Here is an 11793-nt window from a genome sequence, read left to right on the forward strand (position 1 = left end):
GAAAAAGAACATAGAAAATGACGCGAAACTATTGGAACGAAGAATGGAAAGAAATTGAATTCGATGATAAGATAGCGGAAAACGAAAAGTTTAAAATATCAAATTACGGCCGGATACTTAACTGTAAAGGCCCTGAAGAATTCTTGGTTACCGAATCCTTCATAAATGGATACCAAAACTTGCCCTTAAAGCAAAAACGAAACGGAAAATCGACCAGTAGATACGTTCACAAGCTGGTAGCCGAGCATTTTTTAGAACGAAAAAATGGCGTTTTCGTCATTCATCTCGATTACGACAAGACGAACAACCATGTGGACAACCTAAAATGGGCGACAAAAAAAGAAAAAGAGGAACACCAGTTCAGCGGCCCTAAATGGAAGAACAAACCAAGGCGAATTACCTACTCCAAGCTTACGGAAACCAAGGTCAAATTAATCAAGCGAAAGCTGAACGACCCCAACCGCAGGACACGTTTAAAGATGATCGCAAAACAATTCGGTATTTCGGAAATGCAGTTGCACCGTATTAAAACAGGCGAAAACTGGAGTTCGGTAACAGAATACTAAATACGGGCACAAGGAGTTTTAATTATAGTTTAAAATTTAAACGAGTTTTGTGCCACTGTAAAATAAAAGTAATAAATTCATTGGCTGATTTTAAGTGACGGGAGCGAGCATCCCGCCCTTATCCAAACCATAGTCAATACCGTTAGTCGGGTAAATAACCCCCTAAAACAAAAGAATTAGCATACATGAGAAAAGAACAACACCACAAAGGTTGGAACGAAATAAAAACAAACGATTCTTGGGCCATTTTTAAAATAATGGGCGAGTTCGTAATGGGATTTGAAAAGATGGGCACCATTGGCCCCTGTGTTTCCATTTTCGGTTCGGCCCGTACCAAGGAGGGTGAAAGATATTACGAGTTGGCCGTTAGTATTGCCAAAAGTATTGCAGAAGCAGGATACGGTGTCATTACCGGTGGTGGGCCTGGCATCATGGAAGCCGGTAACAAAGGCGCCCACCTTGCCGATGGTACATCGGTGGGACTGAACATAGACCTACCCTTCGAACAACACGACAACCCCTATATCGATGCGGACAAGAGTTTGGACTTCGATTACTTTTTCGTCAGAAAGGTCATGTTCGTAAAATACTCCCAAGGTTTTGTAGTGATGCCCGGCGGTTTTGGCACCCTTGACGAACTCTTTGAAGCCATTACCCTTATCCAAACCAATAAAATAGAAAAATTCCCCATCATCTTGGTCGGCAGTGAATTCTGGACCGGATTGATCGATTGGATAAAGAATACCATGCTCGGCGTAAAGAATATTAGTCCCAATGACCTAGACCTTATTAAGATTGCGGACACCGAAGATGAAGTGGTCGATATCATCGATGCTTTCTACAAAGGTCGCAATCTGAGTCCTAATTTTTAATGCCTTCCTTGAAATTAAAATCCCTCATATATTGTTTTTTTCTAGGTGCTGTATCGATATCCGGTATCGGGGTACTTTCGGCGCAGCACCAGAACGTACTTACGGCCAACCTCGACGGGGAAAGCAAGGAAATACGTATTCAACAAGAATTCACGTATCAAAACAATTCGAACGTCACCCTTAGCACCCTTTATTTCAATGACTGGGCCCATGCCTACGCCAGTAAGAACACGGGATTGGCCAAGCGGTTTTCAGAGGAATTCAAAAAGAGTTTACACCTCGCAAAGAAGGAAGAACGCGGATATACCACCATCATAAGTGCCGTTGACGATGAGTATAGGGGACTTTTTTGGCGGCGCACCACGGAACTCGACATTCTAAAGATAGAATTGAACAGTCCCTTACCACCAGGTGAATCGACCAAGCTCTTCCTGACCTATACCATAAAGCTTCCTGAAAACAAGTTTACGCCTTATGGTTACGACAAGAAAAAGAACAGTTTCTATCTAAAGGATTGGTACCTGACCCCGGCCTACTTTGACGGTACATGGCATCTGTACTCTAACAAAAACCTTGAAGACCTTTACACCGGAGTGACAGAAACGGTGGTCAATTTCGTTTACCCGCCCCATTTGTACTTGGCCTCCAACTTTACCATATTGGGCAACAGTAATTTCCCGAACGGTCAAATGGCCCAACTTTCGGCTACACAACAAAAAAATTGCGAAATCTTACTGAGCCCCCAAAAGCGCTTCGTAACCCACATAACACCGCAAATGACGGTCATAACCGATATCGAAGCCTCTAAATATGGAGAGATCGGCAAGGGCATTTCCATCAATCGGGTGACGGAATTTATCGAGAATAACCTAGGCAAATTTCCCCACTCACAGCTATTGGTCAGTCAATTGGACTATGAGAAAAACCCCTTGTACGGCATCAACCAATTGCCCTCATTCATCAGGCCTTACGAAGAACAGTTTCAATTTGAAATGAAGTTTTTAAAGACGGCACTGATCAACATTCTTGAAGAAACCTTATTTCTCGACCCCCGAAAAGAACAATGGCTAAGCGATGCCATCGCCAATTACCTGATGATCGCCTATGTTGAAAAATACTATCCCGACCAAAAACTACTGGGGAAACTATCCAGGATCTGGGGTATTCGCAGTTTCAATCTGGCTAAAATGGACTTTAACGAGCAGTATCCCTTCCTCTATATGCTCACGGCACGTACCAATTTAGACCAACCGCTGAACACCAGTAACGATTCACTCATCAAGTTCAATCAAAAAATAGCCAACAAATACAAGGCCGGACTTGGTCTCTCCTACCTGGCGAGCTATATCGGTAAGGAAAAGGTCGACAAAAGCATAAAAACCTTTTACAAACATTACAAACTAAGCCAAGTCAAGACCCTCGATTTTGAGTCCATTTTAAAAAGGGAAACCAATATTGACATCGACTGGTTCTTTAACGAATATGTGTCCACCGATAGAAAAATCGACTTTAAAATCAAAAAGGTAGAAAAGACCGAAGATTCACTTCGGGTGACCATAAAGAACAAGAAAGGAACCAATGTTCCCATTTCCCTATTCGGGCTCAAGAACGATTCGGTAGTTTCTAAATATTGGTTTTCGGATATCAATACGATCAAGACGGTCACCATTCCGAAAAACGGTGAAAAACGTCTGGTATTGAACTACGACCAAAAAATACCCGAATTTAACCAAAGGGACAACTGGAAATCTTTGGGCGGCTTCTTTTCCGGAAACAAAAAGTTGAAGTTTACGTTCTTTCGCGATTCCGAAAACCCCTATTACAATCAGGTCTTCTACGTACCGATCTTAAATTTCAATATTTACGACGGATGGACGCCCGGTATGCGCCTCTACAACAAAACCTTGTTAGAGCGCCCCTTCGTTTACGATTTTGCGCCCTCCTATTCCTTTCGTGAAAAAGCCTTCGTGGGCTCGGGAAGGGTGACCTATAGAAAATACCTGAGCAAGAGCGGACTTTACGTGGCCAATTACAGTGTGGCCGGCTCTACCTATCACTTTCAGGCCAATTCGCGCTACTCTACCATAACCCCCTCTGTCACCTTCGGTTGGAGGCCCTCCAATCTGATTTCGAACAAAAGGGAGTTTTTAAATTTAAGGTACGTTAACGTACTAAGGGACAAGGCCGAAAATCTCGGTGATTTTGAAACCCCTCCCGATTACAGTGTACTGAACCTAAGATACACCAATCGCAACCCGGGAATCATCAACTATATCTCTTGGTTTGCCGACGCACAGCACGCCAGTGATTTCAGTAAGGTGGCCTTTGAACTTGAGTACCGCAAACTTTTTGAGAACAACCGTCAATTCAACTTCCGCTTTTACGCCGGTAAGTTTATCAGAAACAAGACTACGGAATACAAAGACCCGAACTACTTCAGCTTTGCCCTTGACCGCCCTACCGATTATTTGTTCGACTACGGTTACCTCGGACGGTCTGAAGACTCCGGTATTTACAGTCAGCAAATCATAATAGCGGAAGGTGGCTTTAAGTCCTTTCTCCCCCAAGAGTATCGCTTTGCCAACGATTACCTAACGACCATAAACACCAGTGTCAACCTTTGGCGATGGATCGAGGTATACAGTGACCTAGGTTATGTGAAGAACAAAGGGGTCAGTGGCAAGTTCGTTTACGATTCGGGTGTCCGCCTCAATCTACTGACCGACTATTTTGAACTTTACTTTCCGATGTATTCCAATAATGGATGGGAAGTCGCCCAACCCCAATATGGTGAAAAAATTCGCTTTATCGTTACGGTAAGCCCAAAAACCCTTATTGGCCTGTTTACCAGAAAGTGGTTCTGACCCGATCAGAGAATCTCTAAAAAAAATTCGAAATACGGATTCAAAATTACCAAAATATCATTTCTAAAGGTATATTATTAATTATTTTTTAACCAACTATGATAAATTGGCATTGTAAAAATGCTTTCAGTTTGTTATTTTTGTAGAAACTCGATTTTCTTAATGGATATTTCGCCTAAAACTAGTAATGACATTTCGTTTGATGATTTTAAAACCCAAATTTTAAACGATTATAAAATTGCGGTACTTAGCAGGACTTGCAGTTTATTGGGAAGAAAAGAGGTTTTGACCGGTAAGGCAAAATTCGGCATTTTCGGAGACGGCAAAGAACTACCGCAATTGGCCATGGCCCGATCCTTCAAGAACGGGGACTTCAGAAGTGGTTATTATCGTGACCAGACTTTTATGATGGCCTTGGGCCTAATGACCCCGAAGGATTTATTTCACGGTCTTTACGCCACTACCGATATAGAAAAGGAGCCCATGAGCGCAGGCCGACAGATGGGAGGGCATTATGTCACCCATAGCCTAAACGAAGATGGCAGCTGGAAAAACCTTACCGAACAAAAGAACAGCAGTGGCGATATTTCGTGTACCGCGGGTCAAATGCCTCGCCTTCTAGGCCTTGCACAGGCTTCTAAAATGTATCGAAACCTTAGCAATATCGATGCTTCTAAATTTTCCAAAAACGGTAACGAAGTAGCTTGGGGAACTATTGGCAATGCCAGTACCAGTGAAGGGATGTTCCTAGAGACCATCAATGCCGCGGGAGTACTTCAAGTGCCCATGGTCATCAGTATCTGGGATGACGATTACGGTATATCGGTACCTGCCGAATACCATACCACCAAAGAAGATATTTCCGAAATGCTAAGCGGCTTTAAACGCACCGACGAAAAAGCCGGCTTTGAAATGTTCAAGGTTAAAGGATGGGACTATACCGCCCTGATGCACGCTTACGAGAATGCTTCCGACATTGCACGCGAAGAACACGTACCCGTAATCATACATGTTACCGAACTCACCCAACCCCAAGGACATTCCTCATCGGGTTCACACGAGCGATACAAGAGTAAGGAACGATTGGAGTGGGAAAAGGAAAACGATTGCAACAAGCGTTTTCGCGAATGGATACTCGAAACCGGCATCACTACCGACGAGGAACTCAAAGCCCTGGAAAAAAGCATCATACGAGAGGTGCGTTCCGCCAAAAGGGAAGCTTGGTCAGAATACCTGTCCGAACACAAAACCCTGAAAAAAGAATTGGTCCTCCTCTTGGACCAAGTGGCCGCAAAAAGCCAAAATAAAAATTTCATTGCCAAGGTCAAAAACGACCTGATAGCTATAGAGGAACCGATCAAAAAAGATTTGGCCGTTAGCTCCAGAAAAGCTTTACGATACGTATTGGGTGAGTCCTTTCCCGAAAAGGATGCGCTCTTAAAATGGACGAATACCTTTTTAAAGGAAACCCAACCGAAATACAGTGCCGATTTATATAACGACGGACCAACGGGCGCCTTGAGTGTTAAAGAAGTAAAACCGCATTATCCCGCCAATACCGAAAAAGTAGACGGCCGTATCATACTTCGTGACAATTTCGACAAGATATTCGAACAATACCCGAACGCCTTGGTCTTCGGGGAAGACAGTGGGGCCATCGGTGATGTAAACCAAGGGCTCGAAGGCCTACAGGACAAGTTTGGCAAGTTTCGCGTTTCCGATACGGGCATTCGTGAAACTACTATTATCGGACAAGGCACAGGTATGGCCTTACGCGGTCTCCGACCCATTGCCGAAATCCAATACCTCGATTATATCTTTTACGCCTTGGCCACCTTGACCGACGATGTTGCCTGCCTGCGTTACCGTACCTTCGGGAAGCAAAAAGCACCCCTTATCGTACGGACAAGAGGACACCGTCTTGAGGGTATATGGCACTCCGGTTCGCCTATGGCGGCCTTGATACACGCCCTGCGAGGTATGTACATCCTATCCCCTAGAAACATGACCCAAGCGGCAGGTTTTTACAACACCCTTCTAAAAACCGACGAACCCGCCCTGGTCATAGAAAGCCTGAACGGTTACCGGTTAAAGGAAGACAAGCCTACCAACCTAGGTGAATTTTGCACGCCCATAGGAAAGGTCGAGACCTTAAAAGAGGGTAGCGATATTACATTGGTATCTTATGGCTCTACCCTTAGGATCGTTATGCAAGCGGCAGACGAACTGAAAGAAGTGGGTATCGATGCAGAGGTAATCGACGCACAGACCTTATTGCCCTTTGACGTATACGAAGACACGGTAAAGAGCGTTCAAAAAACAAATCGAATATTGGTCATAGACGAAGACGTACCCGGAGGCTGCTCGGCTTATTTACTTAACGAAATCATAGAAAAACAAGGGGCATACGCCTATTTGGATTCCGCTCCGCAAACCTTGAGTTCTAAAGCACATAGACCTGCGTACGGTACCGATGGCGACTATTTTTCAAAACCCAATGCCGAGGATGTTTTTGAAAAGGTATATGCCATTATGAGCGAGGCCGACCCTCAAAATTACCCAAGATTACGCTAACACTTTAGTTGTCAATATAATGAACACGGTATGTCCTATGGGCTAGGCTTGGCCTGCCCAATATTTGTACGGCATTTGTTGGGATGCATTTTGCCCAATTCGTAAAAAAGAATACTTTTATCTTTATTATAAATTGAAATCTACTATGTCTAACACACTTTTAAAGGATATCGGCCTTGCCTTCTTACGTATCGCCGCATCTTCGATGATGGCCGTTCACGGGTATGGAAAATTACAAATGTTGATCAATGGCGCTGACTTTGCCGACCCGATAGGTATTGGTTCCACTCCCTCATTATTTTTAGCCGTATTGGCAGAATTGGTCTGCCCTGTTTTGATCATTTTCGGATTTAAGACAAGATGGGCGGCAATACCTACAGCGATTACTATGGCCGTAGCTGCCTTTATTGCACATGGTGCAGACCCTTTCCAAAAGAAAGAGATGGCCTTGGTCTACTTGACCATATTCGTGACCATAATGCTTGTTGGCCCAGGCAAATACAGTGTAGACAAAAGGTAAGCTCACTCACTATATAATTTTGACCAATAGCTCCTTTAGCAAGTCGGCTTGGGACGGAACGTTGGCTCCAACCCCCTTTCCCTTCATGTCCATCTCGCGCAATGCGGAGATTACGGCACTGACTTTCTTCATAGGATAATTACGTGCGGCCGTCTGAAACTCCCCTACGAAATAAGGGTTGATACGTAGGGCACTCGCAACGCTCTTGGGCGAATGATCCTTTAGACCATGATACTGCAGTAATTGGGTAAAAAACGTATTCAATAGGGTTACGGTCAACACAAAAGGGTTATCCTTCGGATTCTGGGCAAAATAGGTGATAATGCGCGTTGCCTTGAGTATGTTCCTTTCCCCAATGGCTTTTTTAAGCTCAAAGTTATTGTAGTCTTTACTGATTCCGATATGCTCTTCAATATCTGCCGGGGTAATCTCACTCTCCTTGGGTAATACCAATTCCAATTTCTGGAGCTCGTTGTTGATGCGACTCAAATCGGTACCCAAATATTCGGTAAGCAAAATAGCGGCTTTGTGGGAAATACTATACCCCCTGCCGTGAAGGTTTTTCCTGATCCAATCCGAAACTTGGTTTTCATAGAGCTTTTTGCTCTCAAACAACACCCCGGCCTTTTGAACGGCCTTGTAAAGTTTCTTTCGTTTATCTAGCTTTTTGTATTTGTAGCACATGACCAAGACCGTGGTCATTTGCGGATTCTCTACATAGGAGGTCAAATTTTCAATGGTCCGGACCAAATGCTGCGCCTCTTTGACCACCACGACCTGACGTTCGGCCATCATGGGGTAGCGTTTGGCATTGGCTACAATATCGTCTATGGTCACGTCCTTTCCATAGAGTACGACCTGATTAAAGCCTTTTTCTTCGTCGGCAAGTACGTTTTTTTCAATATAGCTTGAAATGGCATCAATATAATAGGGCTCTTCCCCAAATAAAAAATAAATGGGTTTAATGGTGCCGTTTTTAATATCGGTAACTATGCGTTTTGCTTCATCCATCCAAAAAAAATCATCAAATTTGCGGAATGGTACCCCTTAATTTTCCAGAGTATAATTTCCGCTTCAAAAATAGCGAAAATAACGTGCGCATTTTTGACCGCATACGTAAAAAGTTTGTGGTATTGCAACCCGAGGAATGGGTAAGGCAGCACGTAGTGAACTTTTTGACCTTTGAAAAGAACTATCCGTTAAGCTTGGTAAACGTTGAAAAGCAATTGGTTGTGAACAATATAAAAAAGCGATACGATGTCGTGGTGTTCAACTCCGATGGAAGTATCCGCATCCTTGTAGAATGCAAGGCTCCCGAAATTACCATTGACCAGACCACCTTTGACCAAATCGCCCGATACAACCTCGAACTCAAGGCCGATTACCTTATGGTGACCAATGGACTGGACCATTTTTATTGTAGAATGGATTTTGAATCAGAAAAATATACGTTTCTAAGGGATATTCCTGATTTTAGCCGTTAATTTGCCATCGTTTTGCGTATAGCCATAGTCATACTTAATTGGAACGGAGAGGTACTTCTAGAAAGATACCTACCCTCTGTTATACAATATTCGGAAGGTGCCGATATCTACGTAGTGGACAACGCCTCTACCGATGCTTCCGTAACCTTTATTGCCGAGAACTACCCCGCTATAAAAGTGGTTCAAAACACTGAAAACGGCGGATTCGCCAAAGGATACAACGACGGCCTCAAGACTATCGATGCCGATGTATACTGCCTGTTAAATTCAGACGTAGAGGTCACCGAAGGCTGGTTGGCCCCAATAGAAAAAGCTTTTAACGACCATCAAGAAGTAGCCATCATTCAACCCAAGATTCTAGACCTCATGCGTCAAGACCATTTTGAGTATGCCGGTGCCGCAGGTGGTTTTATCGACCAGTTGGGCTACCCTTTTTGTAGGGGACGGATTTTTCAGGAACTTGAAAAAGACCAAGGCCAATACGACGATACAATTGAAATTTTCTGGGCAACAGGGGCCTGTATGTTCATCAAAAAAGAAGTGTTTTGGAACCTAAACGGTTTTGACGAGAGCTACTTTGCCCATCAGGAAGAAGTGGACCTCTGTTGGCGGGCCAAGAACCAAGGCCATAAAGTCTTGTACGTTGGCGCCTCTAAGGTATATCACTTAGGAGGGTCTACCCTGAGCAACATGAACCCCAAGAAAACCTATTTGAACTTTAGGAACTCGCTCTTCTCCATTACCAAAAACCTACCTAGAAAGCAGGCCTTCATTTTGATTTTTATACGACTATTACTAGATGCCGTAGCGGCTTTACGCTTTGTATTTCAGTTGAAATTCAACCACTGCTTTGCCATTTTAAGGGCCCATCTCAGTTTTTACCGCCAATTCAGAAAAATGTACAAAAAACGTGAAAAAGCTAATTTTATCCCAAAATACTACCTTATTAAATCCATTGTATGGCAGCATTTCGTACATCATATAAGTAATTTTAACAATTTAGTAAAAGATTAACTAATTTTACAAATGGTAGATTTGGCGATTATATAATTTTGTCCCTTATTACAGTTATCAAAAAAATCAAATAACAATCATTAAATACTTAGTAACTCTCATTATGAAAAAATTAATTTTAGGCTGTTTAGGAGTGACCATGTTGTTGTCTTCTTGTGTATCTCAAAAGAAGTATTCCGATTTGGAGGCAAAACATAAAGAAGCGCAGGATCTGTTGAATTCGGCCACCGTGAAATTGAACGATTGTTTAGAAGAAAAGGCTACCGCCAGTTCTAGACTAAAAACCCTACAAGATCAAAATGCATTCTTGAAGGCGAACAATCAAGAGTTGATAAACAATATGGGGAACTTGACCACCTTAACTACCAAGGGTGCCGAGAACCTTGAAAAGTCTTTGGAAAGTTTAAAGGAAAAAGACCTTACTATCCGCAAGCTTCAAGATGCCATTACAAGAAGGGATTCTGTAAACCTTTCTTTGGTACAGAGCTTAAAAGGAGTGTTGGGCAACCTAGACGACGAAGACATTGAAATCAGTGTTGAAAAAGGTGTGGTTTTCGTTTCTATTTCCGACAAATTGCTTTTCAGCAGCGGAAGCTACAACGTAACCAGAAGAGCTAAGGAAATCCTTGGTAAAGTTGCTCAAGTAGTGAACAACAAGCCTGATTTTGAATTCATGGTAGAAGGCCATACCGATGATGTACCTTACAGAAGCGGTGTTCTTTTAGACAACTGGGATTTGAGTGTAAAACGTGCTACTGCCGTAGTTCGAATTTTACAGAACGATTACAATGTTGATCCTAAGCGTATGACCGCAGCAGGTAGAGCTGAGTTCATTCCAGTTTCACAAACCGAAAAATCGAAAAACAGAAGAACCCGTATCGTTGTTCTTCCAAAAATCGACCAATTCTACAGTATGATCGAAGAGGGTATGAAAGACCCTGCGATCAACTAAGTTGATTCGAACGGTATAAATAAAAACCGCAACCCAAGGGTTGCGGTTTTTTTATGCCCAATAGTTTCAGACTTTGCCGTACTAAAGGCCGGAAACCCTATTCGAAAGTATAGTCGGCCTTCACTACTTGGGTCACCCTAAAATAACCATGGGCGTAGTTATCGGGATCACTAAGGTTTACACAGTTACCTTTGACGGCAACAGGTGTAGCATCGAACATCCCCATACCCCCGATTTGATTGACAAGGATTTGCAAGTAGCTCCTATAGGCCTGTGAAATGGCATAAAATTCTATATGAAGCACATCGCCAGGCTCAAAGGCCTCCGTTTCTTCCGTATCATCATCTTCCTCACTCTCGTAATACCAGTCAATCTCATTTCCGTTTACGAACTCATCGTCGAATTCTTCAAAAACAGGCAATAGTTCACCTTGCTCTTGAAACTTGAAAAAATAGCTGTTTCCCTCTTCCTCCGGGTCTTTAAAGACCATGTTCACCTCTAGGTCGTCCTCACTAAAACCATTATCTCTCGATTGCCCCATCACGGTAAGATCGGGTACGGCGTTCAGGGTTTCTTGGGCCGAATAGGTTTCCCCATTATAAATGATTTCCAAGGAATACGATTGCCCCACAATAGGCTCGAAGACACTGGTGGTATAAGTACCATCGTTTTGATCCTCAAATATAAATTCGGTTCCACTGCTATCATTCGTCACCTTTACAAATGCCCCTGTGACCTCCGTATTGGAGGTGGTATCAAAAAATGCGGTAGAAGTACTTAATCGTATGGTCTGCTCATTTCCTAAAGTCCCCTTTTCCCAATCAAGGGAGGCTTCGACCGTTAACCTTGTCGGTGCCGATTGTACGTCTACATCGATGACGTCCGTACAGGAAAAGGCCAATACGGCCAAAGATAGAAGGCTTATGATTTTTATGTGTTTTTTCATA

10 protein-coding genes are annotated in these 11793 nt (G+C 43.2%); 8 read left to right on the forward strand and 2 right to left on the reverse strand.

Annotated elements, in window-relative coordinates; genetic code table 11:
• Nucleotides 1-17: 17 nt before the first annotated feature.
• From ZOBGAL_RS21135 to ZOBGAL_RS21155, 5 genes are all read left to right on the forward strand, one after another.
• Nucleotides 18-566 carry an HNH endonuclease gene (locus ZOBGAL_RS21135; RefSeq protein ID WP_013995812.1) on the forward strand — a complete coding sequence of 183 codons (549 nt, stop codon included), beginning with the start codon at nt 18-20 and terminating at the stop codon, nt 564-566.
• 185 nt (nt 567-751) lie between these two features.
• Entirely contained in the window at nt 752-1438 is a 687-nt protein-coding gene (locus ZOBGAL_RS21140; RefSeq protein ID WP_013995813.1) for an LOG family protein, read from the forward strand.
• Entirely contained in the window at nt 1438-4302 is a 2865-nt protein-coding gene (locus ZOBGAL_RS21145; RefSeq protein WP_013995814.1) for a gluzincin family metallopeptidase, read from the forward strand. Before ZOBGAL_RS21140 ends, ZOBGAL_RS21145 begins: the two co-directional genes overlap by 1 nt.
• A 162-nt stretch (nt 4303-4464) precedes the next feature.
• Entirely contained in the window at nt 4465-6876 is a 2412-nt protein-coding gene (locus ZOBGAL_RS21150; protein WP_013995815.1) for an alpha-ketoacid dehydrogenase subunit alpha/beta, read from the forward strand.
• Nucleotides 6877-7021: 145 nt separating this feature from the next.
• Complete coding sequence (locus ZOBGAL_RS21155; protein ID WP_013995816.1) at nt 7022-7396, forward strand: DoxX family protein; 375 nt, start codon at nt 7022-7024, stop codon at nt 7394-7396.
• Between the two features lie 9 nt (nt 7397-7405).
• Here ZOBGAL_RS21155 and holA read toward each other — a convergent pair whose 3' ends face one another.
• Nucleotides 7406-8407 (reverse strand): DNA polymerase III subunit delta, encoded by a 1002-nt coding sequence (gene holA / locus ZOBGAL_RS21160; RefSeq protein WP_013995817.1) that lies wholly within the window; start codon nt 8405-8407, stop codon nt 7406-7408.
• A 26-nt stretch (nt 8408-8433) separates the two neighbouring features.
• On the opposite strand from holA, the gene ZOBGAL_RS21165 reads away from it, so the two are divergent.
• From ZOBGAL_RS21165 to ZOBGAL_RS21175, 3 genes are all read left to right on the forward strand, one after another.
• Nucleotides 8434-8880 carry a type I restriction enzyme HsdR N-terminal domain-containing protein gene (locus ZOBGAL_RS21165; RefSeq protein WP_046287637.1) on the forward strand — a complete coding sequence of 149 codons (447 nt, stop codon included), beginning with the start codon at nt 8434-8436 and terminating at the stop codon, nt 8878-8880.
• A 12-nt stretch (nt 8881-8892) separates the two neighbouring features.
• Nucleotides 8893-9894 carry a glycosyltransferase family 2 protein gene (locus ZOBGAL_RS21170; protein WP_013995820.1) on the forward strand — a complete coding sequence of 334 codons (1002 nt, stop codon included), beginning with the start codon at nt 8893-8895 and terminating at the stop codon, nt 9892-9894.
• Nucleotides 9895-9997: 103 nt separating this feature from the next.
• On the forward strand, nt 9998-10846 hold the full coding sequence (locus ZOBGAL_RS21175) for an OmpA/MotB family protein (RefSeq protein ID WP_013995821.1): 849 nt from the start codon (nt 9998-10000) through the stop codon (nt 10844-10846).
• Between the two features lie 97 nt (nt 10847-10943).
• On the opposite strand, the gene ZOBGAL_RS21180 is transcribed toward ZOBGAL_RS21175, so the two are convergent.
• Complete coding sequence (locus tag ZOBGAL_RS21180) at nt 10944-11792, reverse strand: DUF4249 domain-containing protein (RefSeq protein WP_013995822.1); 849 nt, start codon at nt 11790-11792, stop codon at nt 10944-10946.
• Nucleotide 11793: the final 1 nt, after the last annotated feature.

Source organism: Zobellia galactanivorans, assembly GCF_000973105.1.
In the GTDB taxonomy this organism is placed as follows: Bacteria; Bacteroidota; Bacteroidia; order Flavobacteriales; family Flavobacteriaceae; genus Zobellia; species Zobellia galactanivorans.

What these genes read in the sequence shown, in the direction of transcription:
- ZOBGAL_RS21135 (WP_013995812.1), top strand. Translation starts at nt 18, where the DNA reads ATGACGCGAAACTATTGGAACGAAGAATGGAAAGAAATTGAATTCGAT.
- ZOBGAL_RS21140 (WP_013995813.1), top strand. Translation starts at nt 752, where the DNA reads ATGAGAAAAGAACAACACCACAAAGGTTGGAACGAAATAAAAACAAAC.
- ZOBGAL_RS21145 (WP_013995814.1), top strand. Translation starts at nt 1,438, where the DNA reads ATGCCTTCCTTGAAATTAAAATCCCTCATATATTGTTTTTTTCTAGGT.
- ZOBGAL_RS21150 (WP_013995815.1), top strand. Translation starts at nt 4,465, where the DNA reads ATGGATATTTCGCCTAAAACTAGTAATGACATTTCGTTTGATGATTTT.
- ZOBGAL_RS21155 (WP_013995816.1), top strand. Translation starts at nt 7,022, where the DNA reads ATGTCTAACACACTTTTAAAGGATATCGGCCTTGCCTTCTTACGTATC.
- holA (WP_013995817.1), bottom strand. Translation starts at nt 8,407, where the DNA reads ATGGATGAAGCAAAACGCATAGTTACCGATATTAAAAACGGCACCATT.
- ZOBGAL_RS21165 (WP_046287637.1), top strand. Translation starts at nt 8,434, where the DNA reads ATGGTACCCCTTAATTTTCCAGAGTATAATTTCCGCTTCAAAAATAGC.
- ZOBGAL_RS21175 (WP_013995821.1), top strand. Translation starts at nt 9,998, where the DNA reads ATGAAAAAATTAATTTTAGGCTGTTTAGGAGTGACCATGTTGTTGTCT.
- ZOBGAL_RS21180 (WP_013995822.1), bottom strand. Translation starts at nt 11,792, where the DNA reads ATGAAAAAACACATAAAAATCATAAGCCTTCTATCTTTGGCCGTATTG.